32 protein-coding genes and 1 pseudogene are annotated in these 18,236 nt (G+C 59.6%); 17 read left to right on the top strand and 16 right to left on the bottom strand.

The genetic code is table 11. From position 1 onward, the window contains the following. Positions 1-21: 21 nt before the first annotated feature. Genes SM763_RS21480 through SM763_RS21490 form a run of 3 tightly spaced genes read right to left on the bottom strand, consistent with a single transcriptional unit; the run spans position 22 to position 955 of the window. On the bottom strand, positions 22-261 hold the full coding sequence (locus SM763_RS21480; protein WP_368999697.1) for a hypothetical protein: 240 nt from the start codon (positions 259-261) through the stop codon (positions 22-24). Continuing rightward, on the bottom strand, positions 258-698 hold the full coding sequence (locus SM763_RS21485; RefSeq protein WP_368999698.1) for a hypothetical protein: 441 nt from the start codon (positions 696-698) through the stop codon (positions 258-260). The genes SM763_RS21480 and SM763_RS21485 overlap by 4 nt, the downstream gene beginning before the upstream one ends. Beyond that, a complete protein-coding gene (locus SM763_RS21490; RefSeq protein WP_368999699.1) occupies positions 695-955 on the bottom strand; it encodes a hypothetical protein in 261 nt (86 codons plus the stop codon). Before SM763_RS21490 ends, SM763_RS21485 begins: the two co-directional genes overlap by 4 nt. Before the next feature lie 119 nt (positions 956-1,074). Here SM763_RS21490 and SM763_RS21495 point away from each other — a divergent pair, with 119 nt between their 5' ends. Both SM763_RS21495 and SM763_RS21500 read left to right on the top strand, forming a co-directional pair. After that, complete coding sequence (locus SM763_RS21495) at positions 1,075-1,401, top strand: helix-turn-helix domain-containing protein (RefSeq protein ID WP_368999700.1); 327 nt, start codon at positions 1,075-1,077, stop codon at positions 1,399-1,401. A gap of 306 nt (positions 1,402-1,707) precedes the next feature. Further along, entirely contained in the window at positions 1,708-2,334 is a 627-nt protein-coding gene (locus tag SM763_RS21500) for a hypothetical protein (protein WP_368999701.1), read from the top strand. On the opposite strand, the gene SM763_RS21505 is transcribed toward SM763_RS21500, so the two are convergent. Next, the gene (locus SM763_RS21505) at positions 2,274-3,125 is read right to left on the bottom strand and encodes a hypothetical protein (protein ID WP_368999702.1); all 852 of its coding nucleotides are present in this window, start codon (positions 3,123-3,125) and stop codon (positions 2,274-2,276) included. The genes SM763_RS21500 and SM763_RS21505 overlap by 61 nt on opposite strands. A 189-nt stretch (positions 3,126-3,314) precedes the next feature. On the opposite strand from SM763_RS21505, the gene SM763_RS21510 reads away from it, so the two are divergent. From SM763_RS21510 to SM763_RS21545, 8 genes are all read left to right on the top strand, one after another. Further along, a complete protein-coding gene (locus SM763_RS21510; RefSeq protein ID WP_368999703.1) occupies positions 3,315-3,809 on the top strand; it encodes a hypothetical protein in 495 nt (164 codons plus the stop codon). After that, the gene (locus tag SM763_RS21515) at positions 3,806-4,150 is read left to right on the top strand and encodes a hypothetical protein (RefSeq protein WP_368999704.1); all 345 of its coding nucleotides are present in this window, start codon (positions 3,806-3,808) and stop codon (positions 4,148-4,150) included. The genes SM763_RS21510 and SM763_RS21515 overlap by 4 nt, the downstream gene beginning before the upstream one ends. Then, positions 4,147-4,464, top strand: a complete 318-nt coding sequence (locus SM763_RS21520; protein ID WP_368999705.1) for a hypothetical protein — start codon at positions 4,147-4,149, stop codon at positions 4,462-4,464. The genes SM763_RS21515 and SM763_RS21520 overlap by 4 nt, the downstream gene beginning before the upstream one ends. A 54-nt stretch (positions 4,465-4,518) precedes the next feature. After that, positions 4,519-5,424: a DHHA1 domain-containing protein gene (locus SM763_RS21525; RefSeq protein ID WP_368999706.1), complete on the top strand. Its 906-nt coding sequence runs from the start codon at positions 4,519-4,521 to the stop codon at positions 5,422-5,424. Positions 5,425-5,528: 104 nt separating this feature from the next. Then, positions 5,529-5,846 (top strand): hypothetical protein, encoded by a 318-nt coding sequence (locus SM763_RS21530; protein WP_368999728.1) that lies wholly within the window; start codon positions 5,529-5,531, stop codon positions 5,844-5,846. Next, the gene (locus SM763_RS21535; RefSeq protein ID WP_368999707.1) at positions 5,843-6,532 is read left to right on the top strand and encodes a hypothetical protein; all 690 of its coding nucleotides are present in this window, start codon (positions 5,843-5,845) and stop codon (positions 6,530-6,532) included. Before SM763_RS21530 ends, SM763_RS21535 begins: the two co-directional genes overlap by 4 nt. A 235-nt stretch (positions 6,533-6,767) precedes the next feature. Then, complete coding sequence (locus SM763_RS21540; RefSeq protein ID WP_368999708.1) at positions 6,768-7,211, top strand: hypothetical protein; 444 nt, start codon at positions 6,768-6,770, stop codon at positions 7,209-7,211. 83 nt (positions 7,212-7,294) lie between these two features. Next, the gene (locus SM763_RS21545) at positions 7,295-7,492 is read left to right on the top strand and encodes a hypothetical protein (RefSeq protein ID WP_368999709.1); all 198 of its coding nucleotides are present in this window, start codon (positions 7,295-7,297) and stop codon (positions 7,490-7,492) included. 204 nt (positions 7,493-7,696) lie between these two features. Here the strand turns inward: SM763_RS21545 and repC are convergent, their stop codons facing one another. The 6 genes from repC to SM763_RS21575 form a co-directional block, all read right to left on the bottom strand. Further along, positions 7,697-8,908: a plasmid replication protein RepC gene (gene repC / locus SM763_RS21550; RefSeq protein WP_368999710.1), complete on the bottom strand. Its 1,212-nt coding sequence runs from the start codon at positions 8,906-8,908 to the stop codon at positions 7,697-7,699. Positions 8,909-9,087: 179 nt separating this feature from the next. Continuing rightward, positions 9,088-10,011: a plasmid partitioning protein RepB gene (gene repB, locus SM763_RS21555; protein ID WP_368999711.1), complete on the bottom strand. Its 924-nt coding sequence runs from the start codon at positions 10,009-10,011 to the stop codon at positions 9,088-9,090. Beyond that, on the bottom strand, positions 10,001-11,191 hold the full coding sequence (gene repA / locus SM763_RS21560; protein ID WP_368999712.1) for a plasmid partitioning protein RepA: 1,191 nt from the start codon (positions 11,189-11,191) through the stop codon (positions 10,001-10,003). The genes repB and repA overlap by 11 nt, the downstream gene beginning before the upstream one ends. Before the next feature lie 229 nt (positions 11,192-11,420). After that, complete coding sequence (locus SM763_RS21565; protein ID WP_368999713.1) at positions 11,421-11,735, bottom strand: hypothetical protein; 315 nt, start codon at positions 11,733-11,735, stop codon at positions 11,421-11,423. 13 nt (positions 11,736-11,748) lie between these two features. Further along, positions 11,749-11,925, bottom strand: coding sequence for a hypothetical protein (locus SM763_RS21570; RefSeq protein ID WP_368999714.1), 177 nt, complete (start codon positions 11,923-11,925; stop codon positions 11,749-11,751). Positions 11,926-11,944: 19 nt separating this feature from the next. Beyond that, positions 11,945-12,586, bottom strand: a complete 642-nt coding sequence (locus SM763_RS21575) for a recombinase family protein (protein ID WP_368999715.1) — start codon at positions 12,584-12,586, stop codon at positions 11,945-11,947. Between the two features lie 141 nt (positions 12,587-12,727). Between SM763_RS21575 and SM763_RS21580 the strand changes: the two genes are divergently transcribed. From SM763_RS21580 to SM763_RS21610, 7 genes are all read left to right on the top strand, one after another. After that, positions 12,728-12,904, top strand: coding sequence for a hypothetical protein (locus SM763_RS21580; RefSeq protein ID WP_368999716.1), 177 nt, complete (start codon positions 12,728-12,730; stop codon positions 12,902-12,904). Between the two features lie 13 nt (positions 12,905-12,917). Then, positions 12,918-13,220 (top strand): BrxR family helix-turn-helix transcriptional regulator, encoded by a 303-nt coding sequence (locus SM763_RS21585; protein ID WP_368999717.1) that lies wholly within the window; start codon positions 12,918-12,920, stop codon positions 13,218-13,220. Between the two features lie 229 nt (positions 13,221-13,449). Next, positions 13,450-13,623 (top strand): hypothetical protein, encoded by a 174-nt coding sequence (locus SM763_RS21590; RefSeq protein ID WP_368999718.1) that lies wholly within the window; start codon positions 13,450-13,452, stop codon positions 13,621-13,623. A 17-nt stretch (positions 13,624-13,640) separates the two neighbouring features. After that, entirely contained in the window at positions 13,641-13,973 is a 333-nt protein-coding gene (locus SM763_RS21595) for a hypothetical protein (protein WP_368999719.1), read from the top strand. A 30-nt stretch (positions 13,974-14,003) separates the two neighbouring features. Beyond that, positions 14,004-14,495 (top strand): DNA N-6-adenine-methyltransferase, encoded by a 492-nt coding sequence (locus SM763_RS21600; RefSeq protein WP_368999720.1) that lies wholly within the window; start codon positions 14,004-14,006, stop codon positions 14,493-14,495. Positions 14,496-14,518: 23 nt separating this feature from the next. Beyond that, the gene (locus tag SM763_RS21605; protein WP_368999721.1) at positions 14,519-14,821 is read left to right on the top strand and encodes a hypothetical protein; all 303 of its coding nucleotides are present in this window, start codon (positions 14,519-14,521) and stop codon (positions 14,819-14,821) included. Between the two features lie 14 nt (positions 14,822-14,835). Continuing rightward, complete coding sequence (locus SM763_RS21610) at positions 14,836-15,078, top strand: hypothetical protein (protein WP_368999722.1); 243 nt, start codon at positions 14,836-14,838, stop codon at positions 15,076-15,078. A 206-nt stretch (positions 15,079-15,284) separates the two neighbouring features. On the opposite strand, the gene SM763_RS21615 is transcribed toward SM763_RS21610, so the two are convergent. The 6 genes and pseudogenes from SM763_RS21615 to SM763_RS21640 all read right to left on the bottom strand — a co-directional run. Further along, on the bottom strand, positions 15,285-15,605 hold the full coding sequence (locus SM763_RS21615) for a hypothetical protein (protein WP_368999723.1): 321 nt from the start codon (positions 15,603-15,605) through the stop codon (positions 15,285-15,287). 11 nt (positions 15,606-15,616) lie between these two features. Beyond that, entirely contained in the window at positions 15,617-16,171 is a 555-nt protein-coding gene (locus tag SM763_RS21620; protein WP_368999724.1) for an N-acetylmuramoyl-L-alanine amidase, read from the bottom strand. Between the two features lie 142 nt (positions 16,172-16,313). Further along, entirely contained in the window at positions 16,314-16,682 is a 369-nt protein-coding gene (locus SM763_RS21625) for a hypothetical protein (RefSeq protein WP_368999725.1), read from the bottom strand. Between the two features lie 79 nt (positions 16,683-16,761). Beyond that, positions 16,762-17,178: a DUF4376 domain-containing protein gene (locus SM763_RS21630; RefSeq protein WP_368999726.1), complete on the bottom strand. Its 417-nt coding sequence runs from the start codon at positions 17,176-17,178 to the stop codon at positions 16,762-16,764. Further along, positions 17,175-17,504 carry a hypothetical protein gene (locus tag SM763_RS21635; protein ID WP_368999727.1) on the bottom strand — a complete coding sequence of 110 codons (330 nt, stop codon included), beginning with the start codon at positions 17,502-17,504 and terminating at the stop codon, positions 17,175-17,177. Before SM763_RS21635 ends, SM763_RS21630 begins: the two co-directional genes overlap by 4 nt. A gap of 12 nt (positions 17,505-17,516) precedes the next feature. Next, positions 17,517-18,236, bottom strand: a pseudogene (locus SM763_RS21640) (hypothetical protein); the annotation flags it as partial.

Consider the following 18,236-nt stretch of genomic DNA (forward strand, 5'->3'; position numbering starts at 1 on the left):
GCGACCTGAAATTCAATCCAGCTACGCCTTGCGCGGGCGCCCGCGCTGCACGGGCCAGTAGGCCCCTGAGGTATCCTCGCCGCTCTTGGCGGCTTCCTCTTCGTCCGCCTTGCGGATCGCGGTCGTGGCTGATGTCACCGTTGGTTCTGCGACGCCCAGCGCCTCGGAGATTTCAGCGACGGACATCGCGTCACGCCGCATTTCCAGCATCAGCAGATAACGTTCCTCAGCAGCACGCTGCTGTCTGGCCCTGGCGCTCATGACTGTGACCCTCCCTGCCCTGACTCAACGCGGCAGATTGGATGGCCGAAGAAGGTGCCGCGGGTCAGCGCCTTGTAGATCGCCCCCCTATTGCAGCAGAGCTTTCTCGCCAGTTCTGAGGCGTTCCGGTATGAGGCACCGCGATACAGGATCGTGCCAACCGGGGCGCCCTCCTGCGCGGCGCCTGGCTGTTGGCGAGGCTCCCGGTGATAAACCAGTTGCGAACCATCGATCCGCCCATTGATGTATGCATCATGCACCACGGCAGGATCGAACCCGGCCAGAGTGCAGATCTTGCGGAAGTCCTTGCGGCAGTCCCGGATCCAAGAGTCCGCGGCGTCGCGCTGCCTGATCGCTGTCATCGTCTGCGAAACCGATGTCGCGTCAGCCAGCGCCAGCATGAGGACGGTCTGCCATAGCCTCTGCTCCCCGGTCATGGCGCACCCTCCGTCTCAGGCTCTTCCTCTGCCTCTTCCGCTTCCGCAAGAATGTCATCAATCGTCATGCCAAAGCGCGATTCACACTCTCGTTCGATGAACTGGAGAACAGATCTTTCCGTCCGTCTCTTCACCTCGCCGCCCTTACGCAGGCGTTCAACCAATTCAGAGTTGCCGACGGCTCGCCTGCCGAAATACGACGGCCCCATCCTCGACTTTGCAAGGAATGCCTCAACCCGCTTCAGGAGGGCGATCATGTCTGGGTGTGCTTGGAATCCGCTCATAAGGATATCTGTATATCCTCTTTAGCGGATAGGTCAACGTCCTCTAGTTAGGACGTGCAATTTATCCGCAAACGCGGATAATGCTTAGGCAAATGATTACTGTACCGTTGGGCATGACTGGCAACTTCGACATAGACGCAATGCGCACCCGCTTAGGATCAGCTCTAAAGGAGAAAGGTCTGTCAAGGCGGTCTGTTTCGCTGCAAGCAGGGTTGAACCCCGGCTTTGTTCACTCGATCCTGAAGGAAGGGAAAGAACCGACAGTTACAAGCCTAGCGAAGGTCTGTGACGCTGCAGGTTTGAGCCTTGGTTACGTCCTGTACGGCATAGAACTCAGCCAGGAGACCGAGGCCCTTGTTTCGCTGATTGAGATGAACCCAGAGAAACGGGACAGCATCCTCGCCCTGCTTCGCGACTGAGGTGATTCTCGATCTCGCGCCGCTTCTCCGCCTTTTCAGCTTCGCTCATATTTGACAGTACGCGGACCAGATCTGAGATCTTCATGTAATCACCTAAATCAAACAATCTTCAACCGCAGATTGCGATTCCAGATTGCGCGCCGTCAACCGAGTTGTTAGCATGTCCTAAATTTAGGACATTGTTGGAGATTTGAAGTGAACGACTTTAGGAACAGATTGAGCGCTGCCATCGAAGGGTCAAAGTACAAAAATAGCTACAGATCCCTATCGATAGACGCAGAGCTCGGGGAGCGTACTGTCTCAAATATGCTGTCAAATGAGAGCATCGACGTCACCAAGACGGGACCCGGCCTATTCTCCATCGCGCGAATCGCAAACCTGCTTGGGGTCAGCATCGATTGGCTGGCAGGACGTGAAAACGCGTCTCGAGAAATAACACAGGGGGAGCGTGATTTCGCTCTCGCAGTTGAGCGATTTGCTGCGTCCTCTGCAGGCCAGTTCACGCATGGCGTCACCCCACCAACACCACAGGCTATGATGCGAACCTATGTTCGCACCGGAGGTATGCTGGAAGGGTTCGAGCATCTGCTCAAGTATTGTGATCGCTATCACTGCGTTTCATCTGGCGACGACTGCCTGTCTGTAAAAGCGGTCGGGCGCAAAAGCCTTGCTGGGGTGACAATGGGCACGAATGACGCTTCTGTCCTTCAGCTTGCGCTGAACACTGCGCCAAACGAAGGGTTCAGGGCCAAGCTGATAGCCGATCACCTGGAGGCGCAAAGCCGCGGCTGCCTATGCACGGTCGAAGAACTGGACATCCAAATGCCAAACAAGCCAGTGCGCGTGAAGATGGACTACATCAGGACCTTACTTCATGTCACTGATGCGACAGGCTCGTCTGAGGTGCTTTCATATTGCTGTCTGATCGCCTGAGCCCCGGGATTGGACTTGGGCGCAACGGAAAGGCCCTGCACTACTGACGTTGCCATAATCCGCAACTTATCTCGCGGCAAAACCCCACACCATTCTCCATTAGAGCGAGGTTTCGGCGGGTTATTCCACACCATGGGCTGAGGGAATACGTCAAGAAATCCGTATCGCGCTGCTGCGCCCCGCATAACATCAGCCTCACGAACAAAGGCATAGGTGAAATCGGGATCCCAATTAAGTGACACCGCCATATGCCCGATCGCAATGAAAGCCCTAAGATTTGAAAGCATCCCCCTCATGCTTGGGTTCACATGCAGATCGCCGAAGTAAGCCAGATTCCCGTTCAACCGCGACGATATCTCTGAGGAAACAGAATGGATAAGTTCGCCAGGTTCCCGACCATACATCCGGCCTAAGCTGCGCGGCCAGAAACTTGATACAGACTCCGCCCCTAAAGCTTCCAGCCTAGCGCCTCCAACCATGGCAGGCTGATCACCAAGCCACGCAACAAGCCAAATGCAATTGCCCTGGGTGAGATCGTTATGAACAGGCGAGACGACCGGGGTCAGATACTCCTTTTGGGCGCGCTCAACAATTTCAGGAATCCTATCGTATTCTGTCACCTGCTCGATGCGCAGGCCGCGCTCTGCGAGGTGCGTTGTGCACGCGCCGATCACGTTCCCCTTCTCTATAACTCCAAACAATATCCGTACCCCTTTGCGGAAAATTCTGGCTGGTATTCCAGAACCTAAACCCAAAATCTCACCCTCGGACAATCCCATTTGGGTACTCACTCGCGTAAATCCGACATCCTCAATAGCGGACGTATATGTTGACTATCCTCTTTAGCGGATATATTTATGTCTCATAGCAGAGAGTCGGAGGATACAATGAGCGTTTTTGATAGGCTTCCAGCGCTACAGCACAGGGTGACCGCCGCAAATTGCGCGGGCGCTGAACCTGGTCATGTTCCAGTGGCGCAAATGGCCAGATCTGCCGCTGCGATCCTAGAGTGGCTGGAGGTGGCTGGGCCACAGTCTGCGGCTGATCTCTCTGTGTCGTGCCTTGGCGCCGTGATCAGTGAGCGGCCCGGTCTGTGCTCCGTCTCGATCCATGGCCTTACCATCACCGGATCAGGACAAGGCGATGCTCTTGGCGCATGGTGCAATCAGGTCCTGCGCGATCTTGAGGCGATGAACGGCGTCGACCCGCTCGTGACTTTCTTTCAGGCCTTCGGAACCTTCCGGTCTGACAAATTTTACGCCATAACGCTGGCGTCCGTTCGCGCCGGGTGCGGATCTTGGGTTGACCCCACAGCCCCCGCCCAGCGCATCACGTCCCATTTCTATGAAATCGAGATGTTCGGCGTCCTCGGACGGGGTGACAGCGCAACCGGTGCGATCGAGAACTGGCGGGCCGCAGCGGTGCAACAGCTGCCCACACGCACGGAGGCGGCTTTCGCCGAGGTAGCGGCATGAGCGTGTCGAGCTACCTGGTCGAAACCGAAGCCGACCTTGCAGTGAAGGCGAATGCCTGGAAGGCGATGGAGCGCGAGGTGATGGGCTTCGCCCAGCGCTACGCCAGTGAGCATGTCATTGGTCAGACCGCTCCCAGCGATGCGCAGCGGAACATTGCCTGGGCCGCCAAGGATAAGGGCTATCCCGTCACATTGGTGAAGAAGGCCGGGAGCCTTTTACGGCGCATCGATGGCGCTGACTCCGCAGCTGATCCGGAAAAGGTGTCAGGCCTGCAGCAGAAGCTGCGCGAACTGATGCGCGACTGCGCCCGCAAGATCGGGTTTTTGAAGGTGTTCCAATGAGTGTTTCCCGTTCCTCCCTGACCTGCGGGTTGACCGCAGGCAACTTTCCCGGCGGCCCTGGTGCTGCCGGGATTCCTTCCGCCACTCACGGGGTAGCAGTACCGGGGGAACTGGCGCAGGCGCGCAGCGTTCTGGCCAAGGTCGCGGACCACGGTGACACGGAAATCGCACGCGCCTGCATGGCCGTATTGGAAAGCAGCCTCGCGGAACAGGTCGAGCGCAGGGACGCCAGCGCGATGCTGGAACGCGTCCCGCTCTGTCTGATTGCCAGACTCAAGACTGAGGAAAGCTCAGTCACGTTCAGCGCTCATTGATCTCTTTGTCTGCCCCCGGCGCGGGGGCAGTGATGGCGATCAGGGGAATTCAGCATGACAAAGACAATCTGCATTTACCACGGCAACTGCGCGGATGGGTTCACTGCCGCATGGGCGGTCAAGGTGGCGCTCGGCCCACAGGTCGAATTCGTCCCGGGCGTCTACGGACAAACACCGCCTGACGTCAGTGGCGCGGACGTTGTCCTGGTCGATTTCAGCTACAAGCGCCCGGTGCTGGAAGAACTGGCCACCACCGCGCGCACGGTCCTTGTCCTGGACCACCACAAAAGCGCAGCGAAAGATCTGGCTGGCCTCCCCTGCCCTATCGATCGCAACAGTTGGGATAACCATCTGGCTGAGGCCTCTGGCGAGGCAGCATCGAACATCGGGCCCGGCTTGCCGCGGGCGATCTTCGACATGAAGCGATCTGGCGCGCAGATCGCATGGGACTTTTTCCACCCCGGGCAAATGCGACCGGCGCTGGTGGATTACGTGGCCGACCGCGACCTTTGGCTGTTTGAGCTGGAGGGATCGCGTGAGATTGCCGCCTGGCTGCATAGCCACCCCTATGACTTCGGAACATGGGCGAGTTGCGCGAACATGCTGGACGATGAGCGGCTATGGCGTCAGGCGGTGCAGGAAGGGACTGCGATCAAGCGCAAGCACGACAAGGATATCGCGCAGTTGCTGACGGAGCTGCGGCGAGACATGGTGATCGGTGGCCATCGGGTGCCGGTTGTCAACTTGCCATTCACCATGGCGTCAGATGCAGCGGGACAGCTTGCCGAAGGCGCGCCATTCGCCGCTGTCTACTTCGACCGGGCGGATGCCCGCATCTTCTCCCTCAGGTCACGTGAGGGCGGCATGGACGTGTCCAAGATCGCGGAGCAGTACGGCGGCGGCGGCCATCCCGGCGCGGCTGGCTTTCAGGCGCCCATTGGATGGGAGGGCGACCTGTGAACGCGCTTCTTCAACCACAAACAGCTAACCAGGAGTAACACATGCCAGCGAGAAAATACTCCGACAGCCTGCTGGATCAAGCCGCTACGTTGCGCGAAGGCGGAATGTCTTACGCCGCCATCGCTGAGCGGCTCGGAATGTCACACGGCGCCGTGTACTGGCATTGCCTGCGTCTCGGCGCAGACAGTCCGAAGAGCCAAGAGCATGCACCACCAGTAGAGCGCGGCCCTATGATCGTGTGCAGGTCTGGCCATCAGGTTAGACGGTTCACCGCAGATGAAGACCGCAAACTGATCGAGATGGAGGCTGCTGGGCTGACAGCGTCAGAGATGGCGCGACGGCTAAACCGCAAGCCAAATTCTGTGACAGGACGCCTCATGACGCTTGCACGCACTGAGGCAAGAAAAGAGGCCACAGCATGAGGCCGCTGCGGGTCCTGATAGGGTGTGAAACCTCTGGAATCGCGCGCCGGGCATTTGCCGATCGCGGGCACGACGTCTGGTCCTGCGACATCGAATCCGCAGAAGACGGATCAAACCGCCACATCCGCTGCGACATTCGCGACGGGATCTTGTCCGAAGGCTGGGATCTGCTCGCGGTCATGCACCCACCCTGTACGCGCCTTTGTCGCTCTGGCCGTCGTTGGATGTCTGGACCGGGCAAATGGACAGAGCCGAAGAAGCTGCCCAAGGGCCGCAGCTTGGCCGACATGCGCGCTGAGTTCGAAGAGGGTGTGAGCATCTTCACGGCCTGCTGGGCAGCTCCGATTGATCGCGTGGCCATCGAGAATCCGGAAATGAACGATCTAGCGCGCGACCGCATGCCTGCCGATCTTCCGGTCCCCCACATGGTGCAGCCGTTTTGGTTCGGGGAACCGGCCTACAAGGCGACTGGCTGGTATCTGCGCGGCCTGCCCCAGCTGGTCGAAACCAACCGCCTGCAGGAGCCGGAACGAGGCTCTGACGAATGGAAGAGCTGGAACAGGATTCACCGCATGCCGCCAGGTCCTGAACGTGCCCGTATGCGCAGCCGGTCTTTTCCGATGATGATGAACGCCGCTGCCGACCAGTGGGGCGGCTGGGCAAATGACCAGGAGGCCGCGGCGTGAGCGAAGAAGAGCTTCAGGACCCGCCAATTCATCTTCACCGCGTCCCGCGCCCGATGACGACCATCAAACGGCTGGCGCATCAGCAGGCCACCATGGTCGGCAGAGCGCCAAAGGCCCCAACGATGCAAGCGGCGCCATGGGAGCGCGACAGTGCCAGCGGGGCAGGGGGATCATCCCAAACCGAGAGTTGACAGCTGTCAACTTTGACAACCGAAAACCAAGGAAGGAGATACCAATGCCACCATTCAGGCCAAAACCGTTCGAGCAAAAAGGACCGGGAAAATCCGGGTTCACCATTTCAGTCGCTGACGGGAAGCACGGACAGCACGTCCGCATAGGCATTTCCAAGGCCGCCCAAGAAAAACACTTCGGCGGGGTCCTGGATACCGAAAAAGATGCGATGAAAATTGCGCTCAGCAATGACCAAGGCAGAAACCATATCCTTGAACTTGAGCTTGCCGAAGTTGGTGACACGGAAGCATTCAGGCTGGCTTCCGGAATCAAGGGTAGCGTCAGCATCAAGCTGCAACCTTGGGGCCAACTGTCGCCCGGCAAACGACCTGCAGCAGAAATGGCAGTGATCGGCGGAAAGGCCCCTATGACCACCAACCTGAGGCTGCCCGAATACGCGCGACCGCAGATCAAGAAAATCGGTCAGGGCCAATCAATTATGCCCTGACAATGGCATTCACCGGAACGAACCCCATCAGGTTGTCAAAGTTGACAGCTGTCAACTCTGGCAACCACCTCTAGGAGACAGGCATGCCTGACATTGTAAAACTCGCGCGGCGCGCAAAGGGCAGCGATCTACTGCCAAAGGTCAGCTTTGGCGCCGTGAACGCCGAAACCCTTATCCTGCAAATGGCTGATGAAATCGAGCGCCTGCGGGAAAACGAAAGGTTCTTGCGTGACTGCCTCTCGGATCGCGGCATGAGCGCCAGCAAACGCCTTTCCAACTGACAGCAGAGGTAGGAATGACAACGCCAAACCCAAAGCTGCGCGCTGCATTGCTGGCTGCGACGCTTGCTCTACCACCCAACCCACACACTGAAGAAAAGTCTCCCGCTCGCCCAAGAAAAACACGCGGGAAGAACCGGGATAAAATTAAGGCGGCACGCAAGCAACGCCGAAAATCCAAGTAGCGCATGCAAGAGTTGACAGCTGTCAACTCTGTGACGCCGGTGAGAGCAGCGCCATGATCATCGGGCCAGGGGAAAACCTGTTTGCCGCGGCCTTGGACGTCAGCGCCCGCAGGTATCCGCCCGGCGACCGAATGTCATCCACGCGCTGCAGGATTCCCGCCACGGTTATCGATGCGACCTCTGGCCCCATGATCCGTTGCGCTTCTGACCATGCATCCGGGCTTATACCCATCATCCCCCTTACGAACCCAGCTAGATCGACCAGATCGCGCCAGCGCTTCACCTCCTGCGACGCATAGGGCAGGATATCAGGGCAGGCCTTCAACACCAGACCAAGTGGCATGTTCGGCTCCTTTCTGCGCTGCGCGTTTTGCTCGGGGTCATGATGCGATGGGGCAGGGGAGGGATCGCCGACGCAGCCGCCTTCGCCTTTTTCTATGGCGTATTCAGATTCCAAGGAGTCTGTATTTGAATTCTGATAGTGCCGCTCACTATCGACGTCATTGCCGCCCATTTCTTCTGCTTTAGAGACGATATCCCGGATCCGTGCGAGCAGATCCTGCAGCTTACCCCCAAGGGCCGCCAGATCTTCGGCCGCCAGTTTTCGGCGCATCAGCTTGTGAATGTCCAGCAGCTCGGCCTCGATCACGTCCCAGGGGCCGGTAAGGCCTTCCTCTTGGCCGTAGATCGCCAGCTTCAGCGCATCCCGCTTCATCAATGATACCTCTTCACGCTGCCGCTTCAGGCGCTCTGCCGCTGCGCGGGCCTCTGCTGCGGCAGAGGTAATCTGACGGGCATAGACCAGCATCGGACGCAGATCGAAGCCAAAGGCGCGGACGATCTGCCCATCGCCGTCTCTGGCAGCGTAGCGCTTCCCATTCGGGCTGTCGTGCCTGGCAATCAGCCCAGACCGCACCAGCGCGGCAAGGTGGCGCCGCAGAGTGCTTTCCGCCATGCCATGTGCCCGGCCGCTCAGCGCCTCATTTGACGGGAACACGATCAGGTTTTCATTGTCCGACAGGCTGTCGCCCTTGTGGAAGGTCAGCAGCGCGTTGAGGACCGTCAGATCGCGGTCAGACAGCCCGAAGGCGTACCGGGCTGCGGTGAGGTCGCGGAAAAGCTCCCATTTGCTGAAATGGGGCAGGGCAGGGCGCGCTTGCGCGGCGGCGGCCTGTTCCATCAGGCCAGCCGTCACCGGGCGCCGCCCGAAGGGCGTCACTGTCAGTCGTTCCATCAAATTTCACGAGACAAAACTTTTCAGCCCGCCGAAGTCGGCGATTGTTGACAGCTGTCAACTAGGCCCCTAAGTTCGGATTGCTACAAACGACTTTTTTGGGGCCTCTCGGGATACGTCTCGGGGGGCTTTTCTTTTGGTCCTGTCTGTTTCGTGCCTCCTGTGTTGCTGCTCTTTGGTTATTGCCCGCGGCTGTTTTGCCAGTCGCGATGCAGCCGGGCGAGGTTTTCGACCAACCAGTCGTCAAACCCCGGCGCGGATTTTGTGTTCAGTGTCAGCACGGTTTTGCCGCGCTTTCTGTCCGTTGTTGCCAGATCGGCGCCATCCGTTGCCTTGATCGCCGCAGGCGGCAGGGCAGGGGGCTTTGGCGCGTTCAGCTCGGCCATGACAGCTTCGAAACGGGCGTCCGATGTGTCGCCCAGCGCCTCGGATGTCATATCCTGCCCACCAAGGCTGTCAGCCAGCTTCATCCAGCGGTCGCGGCCCATGCCAGGTGCTGCGCCAATCGCTTCGATCAGATCCACCGGGATCCTGTCGGCGACAGAGAGCATGCGAGACACCAGCGTCTTGTCGGTATGCAGCGCATCGCAGATGACCTTTCGGTCATACCCCGCATCGCGCATCTGGCGCGCAAAGTTGGCCCGCTCGATGAACGTCAGATCCTTGCGCGCGGAATTCTCCTGCCCCTGGGCGATGACCAGCTCCCGGTCATCAAGGGCGCGTACCATGGCCTTGACCGTTGCGCCCAGCGCTCGGAGCGCCGCGACGCGGCGGCGGCCATATACTACCTGGAAGCGGTCAGGGTTTTCCGGGTTCGGGCGGAGAAGCACCGGCACCTGCTGGCCATAATCACGGATGGCGCGGGCAAGCTCATCGATGCCACCGGCATCAAGCCGGTCCTGAAGGCCGCCGCTGTCGATCAGATCCGGATCGATCTCCGTCACGGAACGGCTTTTCAGGTCCGCGATGGATTTGCTGACAACCCCAATCGCGCCGGTGTTGTAACGCGGGCGCGATGCGTCAACGCGGGCAGGGGAGGCGTCACCCTCTTGCGGTTCAGCTGTGCCCTCCATCAGGCCTTTGAGCAGGTTCTTACGTGCCATCGTTCCGCCCCCATGCCGCCTGCACCAGCGCCTCGATCTCACCGTTTACTGCGTTCAGGCTCTCCATTGCGCGCTCATATGTTGCCCTGTTGAACTGGCCTTTCTCGACCTCGTACAGCGTCTGTTTTGTGATGCCGGCGTCCGAGATCGCGGTGGACTTCAAAACAGGGTGATTCAGCACATGTTCCCCGAACATCGATCGCATGAAGCTGACCATTTGGTTCTGCGGCCCGTCGCCGGGCTCGTACCTGGTCACCACGTAGCGCAGCCAGTCATAGGACATGTCTCCACCGGCCTCGCCGACGACACCAAGAAGGTTCGACACCATCAGCAGGAACTGACACATAGACATGACGTCGAGCATCTGGGGATGCACCGTTACCAGCACGGCGGTAGCAGCTGACAGAGCGGACATGGTGAGGAATCCGAGTTGCGGCGGGCAATCCATTACCACCACGTCATAGTCCGCCTCGACGGTAGCCAGGACATCGCTCACCCGGGTAAAGAACATTTCGCCGTCACGCTGCGCCAAGGCGCGCGGGGTGTCGTGTTCGAACTCCATCAGGTCAAGGTTGCCGGGGATGATGTCAAGGTTGGCCAGATACGTCTTTTGGATCACCTCAGAAAGCGGCTTCGGATCCTCGTATTGGATTGCGTCATAAAGCGTTCCGCCATCCAGCAGATCAAATTCAGGCTGAAAGCCGTGCAGCGCCGAAAGCGAGGCCTGCGGGTCGAGATCCACGGCAAGCACCTTGTAGCCATCCAGCGCCATCTTTTGCGCAAGATGCGCGGCTGTCGTGGTCTTTCCGGATCCACCCTTGAAGTTGATAACCGTGATCACTTGGAGGTGATCGCCATCGCGACGGCCGGGCAGGTAGGTGCCTGGCGCCTTGGCGCCGGCCTCCAGCAAAACGCGCAGATCCTGAATGTCATGGGGGGAGTAGAACCGGCGCCCGTTCCCGCGGATTTCAGGGGAGGGGCCTTTGCCGTCGAGGTGCAGCTTGCGCAGGTACGCGTCCTTTACACCAAGCAGGTCTGCAGCCTCGCCAGAGGTGAATTTTCGGATTACCTTGCGGGCGTCTGGCGGGTAATGCTGCTGCCGGAGCGCCTGCAGCTGTCGGGAAAGGTTCAGCGCATGGTCGCCGACCAGCTGGTCGATGCGCGATATGGTTTGATGCATTCTACCGCCTCTTTGCTCTTCCGTTTGTTACGGTTTTGGGCGTTCTGTAGCGCCTTGTCCGTATATAACTACCAAGGAAAGAGATTCGGGCAAGAGGATTCAGCATCTAGGGGGCGGGTGATGCACAGACACTAATATAGACACTATGCAGCGATCATCAGGCCACGCGCGCCGAACAGGGCGCCGCCCGCCCAGCGTAAAAAGCGGCATAAGATTAGTTATGTTATAACTATCGGCGCGGCGGGGTGCTTTGCCCAAGATCGCCGTGGCGACGTTCTGGGGCCGTCGGAAGGCTCTCCGGCGCCGAAACGCGCTTCGCATCCAGCCATTCGCGCATGACGCCCCACCGATCCTGATGGCCGGGCGCCCAGCGCCATTTGTCCAGCTCACCCACGCGCCGCTCCAGATCTGGAATCCATTGCAGCTTTAGGCGCAAGCCGTGCTGTTTTGCCCAGCTGCGGAATGCCGGTAGCCATGCCTCATGCGGTGCAGCCTCAAGCGCTTGACGAAGGTCTTCCGGAATTGTGTGCGGCCAGTCATGCATTCGCGGGCGCTCCTTAGATGGATTCTTCTTCAGAAATTCTCCGGTTGATGTAGGTCAGTGCTGCCTTCTGCCCCGCAATCGCTTGGTCATAGATTTTGTCGTCAGGGAAATTCGCGTCTTCCTCTTCCCAAGCCGAAATTTGCTTCTCCGCGCGCTCTCTTGCTGCCTTTAGTTGCTCCAATGTACGCATAATTTCCTCCTTTTTCAGATTACTCGCCAACGATATCCGGGGCACGGTTGCCCGCATCCCATTCCTTCTGCCAGGCGTAGTATGCCGCCCGGCTGATCGTCGGGCCATCGAGTTCTTTCATCGCCTTCCAGACCGTATTGCCGCGCTCACCAGCGGCAAGCATTTCCTCTGCCTTGGCAACCCGCTCCGGCGTCATTGCCTTGGGCCTGCCTCCCACGTCGCCGCGCTCTTTCGCCCGCGCAATACCGGCTTTGGTGCGCTCCACGATCAGGTCACGCTCAAGCTCCGCGAAGACGGCCAGCAGGTGGATCATAGCCTTGCCCATAGGGCCAGTGGTGTCGATCCGCTCTGTCAGGCTGACGAAGACAATGCCGCTATCTGACAGCAGCTTCAGGGTGTCGAGAACGCCCCCAAGAGTGCGCCCGAGACGGTCGAGCTTCCAGACAACAAACTCCGCCCCCTCATGCTGAGAATATTTCAGCGCCTTCATGAATTGTGGCCGGTTCATAGTGCCGCCGCTGGCTCTGTCCACAAAGATCAATTCACGCGGAACACCGTAATTCAACAGCGCCTGGATCTGCATGTCTGGGTTCTGCTCAGAGGTGGAGACGCGAGCGTATCCGATCTTGCGTGTCGGCTGGTTCTCGGATTCGGACGCCACTTTCTTACTGTCTTTCTTGGATTCTGCCGCACCAATTTGGACTAATTAACTGGACAAGGCAAGCGCACTGTGCAAAGGTTTCAGGACTACCTTTTAAGATTTATGAGGGCAGCATGGCACAAACGAGTGACGAAGCGGGCAATGAGCATCCTGCATGATGCCAGCCCCTCGGCATCCGAGGACACTCAAGCGTGGATGGATGTGACCTGCGTTATCCGCGACCTGCAGCGACGTCTTGATCAGCGCCAAGCCAGGCGCGCCGGTATCAGCGTTTCGTATCTGCGCCACTGCCGTCGTGAAGAGCGGCAATCGACTTAAACCCGGAGGCACCATGACCGACGCTTTCGCCACTGTAGTCCGCCTTATGTGGATTGATGACCTGATCGAGGAAGAAGGACAGATTCAGCGCGGCGACATCGCCCGTGCGTTTCGCATGTCGGTTCAGCAGGCCAGCCATGACCTGCGCAGATACATGCAACTGAACCCCCGCCGGATCGCCTACGATCCTTCGCCGCGCTGCTACATACAGGTCGAAGGTTCGAAGCCTCTGTTCACACGCGGCCACCGCTGCGCAGCGACTGAAATCGTTTCGGCTGTGGCAGAGCATTACCCCACCCAAGAACAATCCAGCTAACCCCGGAGGCACAGATGCACGACCCTGCACACCATCCACCAACGAAACGGGTACTCGCAATCCGTAAAGCTGCCGTCAGGTTCGCGAATGATCCCGGGCCTATGCCTGCGGCCAATCGGGGAGATGAGGCGGCGCAACATGAGGTTGCCGAGCGCCTGTATCGTGCCTGCTCTCGCGTGGGCTTGAAGATAATTTTGGACCCTGAGTCCTAAAACCGCCAGGAGGCACTATGAACGCCCAGCAAGAGCACTATGACGCCGCCGACAAGCTGCGCCAAGAACGGCAAGAACAGGCGGGCGGATGCTTCGCCCCGGCAGGATCAACCTGTGATGAAACCCACTGCGAGTGCGCCCAGATCGCCTTTGACCAGGTGATCAGCGAGACGCGCCCGAAACAGTCTTAAAACCGCCGGAGGCACCTATGAGCGACACAGACAACCCGGAATGGCCGCGCGAAATCTGGATGGCAGAGCGCGACGAACACGATCAAGGCGTTGTCTCTGCGGTCTTGTCCGAACATGCAACAGTGGCCCGATGGGAAGGCGACAAAGAGCGCGACCGAGATTTCCACAGATACATCGACGCTGACATTCACGATACCTCGGAGCGATACTACGAGGCAAAGCTCGAAGAAATGCGGGCGCGGATCAAAGCGCTGCGCGGTTGGATCGAGGATGAAGCTGCTGATCGCGGCGATGCCGATGCCGAATATGAAGTCCACCGACAGTGCGCGTTCGCTCTGTCCGAACTCTGAATCCAGAAACCGCCGCCTGCAGGAGCACCCATGGCAAGCTACGAGAAACAGGGCGAAAGCGACGAGTGGTACACCCCGGCCTATATCTTCGAGGCCCTGGGCGTGACCTTCAATTTGGACGTGGCTTGCCCACCGGAGGGGCCACGGTACGTCCCGGCCAATTCATTCTATTCGGAGGGATCACTGGAACTGGAATGGACCGGCTTTGTCTGGATGAACCCGCCATTCGGCCACCAATCCACCAAGCGGCTTTGGCTCCGCAAATTCTTCGACCATGGCAACGGAATTGCTCTGCTGCCTGATCGCACATCGGCGCCATGGTGGCAGGAGTTCGCCCCGCTGGCCGATGCCGTTCTGTTTGTCTCTCCCAAGGTCAAATTCGAGAGGCCAGACGGCAGCATCGGTGAGCAACCAGGAACTGGTACCACCCTTTTCGCCGCCGGGGCGCAGGGCGCCGCAGCACTGCTGCGAGCGTCCAGCCTGGGCCAAACCTTTCACCCAGCGCGGCGGGCAGCCGCCTAATCCAGAAACCGCCGGAGGCCAAAATGGCGACGAAAGGCGACACCCTGAATGTCGAAGCGTTCCGAGAGGTAACGACCGAAAACGGTGGCTGGTGGTATCCTTGCAGCGGTTGCCACGAAAGCAGCGAGGGCGTCCCGAGCGGAGAATACTCGAAGGCGATGCAGTGCCATCGCGGCTGCGGATGCCCAGAGTGCGGTGGCCTCGGGGCGCTCTGGCACGAATGGACCGCCTTCGATGAAGGATACTACGGCGCGCTTAAGGAAGGGCGCACCGAACAAGAAGCCCTTGAGGCTGGTGCCGCCGCCCGCGCGGCCCAGTCCAGCTAACCCCGGAGGCCGATATGGCAGAAGAAACCAAAAAGAAGATGCCCGACTGGAAAGGCTTCGGGCAGGCCATCATGGAAGAATGGTGGATGCACGGAGACATCGAAGCGTCTGAGAAATTCGACCTCGCCCGGCGCTTCAATATCCTCGAACCGATCCCCGGCGGCTTCGACCCGGAAAGTCACTATGACGAAACCGGAGAAGCCGAACCGGGCGACCCTTGGTATCAATTCAATCGTGCGGACGAACAGTCCACCTAACCCCGGAGGCCGCAGCTGCCTACTGCGGCCCGGCTCCCTCCAGAATATCCGAAATCGCTGCAAGGCGCGCGTTGGCAATCATGCGCCCCCGCGCCTCGGCTATCAGCGCATCAGACAGCTGCCCCTCCGTCTGAGGCTTCGGGCCAGTCCACCCAGGCGCTGGCTGAAGCAAATCGGCCGGCACAATTGGCGGCGACACTGGCCGATCACTCCCCAGACCGAAACAGCCGGTCAGCAGTAGCGGCAAGCAAAGGAGACAAAGGCGCATCGCGTCCCTCCATCAGCTGCAGTTCATTGGAAATGGCATCCCATCGCCGCGCCTCATCGGCGGCGCGATCGAGGTGGGCGCGGTGGATACGGGCTGTCTCGGCAGCACGTTCCAGCGCCGCAGCTTTTGCGGCTATTTCGTCTTCAGCCGCGGCCAAGTCCGCACGCAACTGCGCGCGATCTCTGAAAGCGTCCGCAATAACCCAGACCGCCGCACCAAGCGCGGCGACAAGAGCGAATGCAGGCAGGTTGCGGATCACCCAAGCCTGGATCACAGGAAGGCGTCCTGCGTTGCCTGCAGGATGGATCTGGCCAAGGCGCGCTGCTCGTGCTCTTCGTCCGTTGCCGCCTGCCCCTCCGGGGAGCTTCCAAAGAACGGCTCGATCAACACGGCGGGGGCCCGTCCGCTCATCAGGCTTTCAGAGCCCCGACCAGAACGGCGAACCTTCACTCCCCGGTCCTTCAGCCCCAGCGCAGCGCCCATGCGCTCCTGCAAAGCTCTGGCGTAGCGCAGTGAGGCGTCAGACCCGCTGGAAAGAACCTCTGTGCCTGTAGCCGTGCGGCTGCTGTGGCTGTTGAAATGCAGCTCATTGCTGGCGTCTGCACCCCAAGCGTCCACCTGGTCATAGACCTCCGCAATCTCACGCCGGTAGCTGCCGCAGTATTCGCGGAAAAAGGTCTTTACCCGGATCCGGGGAAAAAGGCGCGCCTCCTCCTCGATCATCTTGGCAAGCCGGGAATTCCAGGCGAATTCAGTTTCGCCGGTGTCAGGGCGCACCGCGCCCTGTGAGCGGGCGTTGTGCCCGACCACTATGGCCAGTTTCATGGCAAGCTCCTTTGCGTGAAATGTCAGGAAGAGGCCGCGATTGCAGCGACAAGAGCCGCCATGATGGCGGCACTCAAAATGGCTTTGCATAGCCGGTAAGCGCGGGATCTTGTCACGCGCCGGACTGATGGCGGGATGCGATTCATTTGCCCGAACCTCCGATGCGCTTGACAAGGAAGGCCAGAAAGCCCGCGCGGAGCTCTGTGATCATTGAATGGCCAGCCCAAGCCATCAGCATCGGCAGCAGCAGCAATGCGGCTGGTGGCAACTGGTTCGGCGGCAGACCGACAAAGGTCAGCAGCACCGGCCCGCCAAACGTGCCGACTGCCGTGTTGAATACGATCAGAGAGCCAGCCTTTTTGATGGTCGGTTCTTCCAGATCGAGAACGGCAATCACCGCACCGATCAAGGCCATCACCAAGATCGGCAGAGATGATCCATTTGCCAGCAGCCAAGAGCCAGCCGTCGCGAATATTCCCGACGACAGAGCGCTCAGGGTTTCCAGTTTCATAGTGTCTCCTTCACAAAAAAGCCCGCCGAAAAGGCGGGTGGTTTCGGATTGGATTTTCTGTCTGCTTGCGCGGCTTAGATCACGCGCCCTGCCCGGCAAGCGCCGCATCAAAGGCGGCCTGCGCATCAAAGGCCGCGACCTCGGCGTCGGTCAGGCCCGCGATCTGCGCCTCCACAGCGCGCTCTGCCTCGAAACAGGCCTGCACATGGGCGACCACTGCGGCAGCGGCAGCGTTAATCTCGGCCGCAGTCAGATCCTGCCAGCCGCCGGGGAACTTCCATGCGACAGGCTCGGTCATCATGCCGCTGTCGAGGCTATTCACCGCGCCGGTCAGCGACACGCGGGTCTGCTGATCGGTGGGGATGTTTGTGCCGTTCGGCAGCGCGACGCCACCGGCTTCCGCCTGCCATCGGATATTGGCCAGATCGGCCTGCAGCGCCGCGCGGGCAGTGGCGGCCTTTTCAGCGGCAGTAGTGATATTCAGGGCGAAGGTCATGCCTGTTCCTCCTGTGGCACGGGCTTTCGGGTGATGGGGTCTGGAACCTCCCCGGCGGCAACGGCCAGGACGGGCGCGGCGGCGGGCTGGATCGGCTCAGCGGTTGCGGTGTCATAGATCCAGCGCAGGGACAGGTGCAGCTCGCCTCCGATCCGGGCGATCTGGCCAACGAAGGGATGCTCGCCCTCCGGTTCGGCATAGCCGCCTTCGGGCATAGCGGAGAGGTCATAAGCCACGCCATCCACGGTGATTGTGTCACCGCTGACGCTGGCGCTTGTTTCAGGCTGGCCGGGCATACCGGCTATGCAGTTGAAAGTAATTTGCATGTGAGTGCTCCTTTAGAACCAAGGGCCAATGGCTGTAATGCGGTATGTGACGTTGGTGGGCGTGTTGGTAGTTCCCATCCTCCGCACAAACGCTGCTGTGGCGGCAGGGCTATCTGCGGTGAACCAAGCGCTCGTATCGTCGCTATGCCCAGGCAGCACCTGCACCTTCGAAGCATCCGAAAATGCGGCAGGAAAGCTCACAGACACACCGGGGGTGCGATATAGCGCGCCTGACCCAATGCTTTGCGCGTCCGTTGATGCTTTCTCACACCAACAAATTTGCGTCCCATCCGCGTATCGCACGTACTCCCCATTTGCATTGCTGCCGCGCTCGATCACCGCGCCGGTCGGAACCCCACCAGATTGGGAGACGGTTCCGACCAGGTTCTTGTTGCTGAACAACGTAATCCAGTCACCGTCGGGTGCGCCCGCAATGTAGTTGCGCACCGCAATCCCATTGGTTGTGAACATGAGAATTGAAGATCTGTCAGAAGCGGAGCGAAACGCCACCAACCCAGGACGATACGCACCATTGTCAGGGGGGCCGTCTATCACACCTCCGCCGCCACCCGCGATGAACTCACAAAATTGCGGGGCAGTGGAGAAATCATTAATCACCTCCCCCAGACCGCCCAACCCGAACGCCCCGACTTTGAGCAATGCCCCAGAGGTCCGATCAAACCCATTGGCCTGCACGTTTGCACTGGTCACAACCTCTGTCCATTCGGACCA

It is taken from the genome of Pseudophaeobacter sp. C1-32P7, assembly GCF_041008775.1.
GTDB lineage: Bacteria > Pseudomonadota > Alphaproteobacteria > Rhodobacterales > Rhodobacteraceae > Phycobacter > Phycobacter gallaeciensis_A.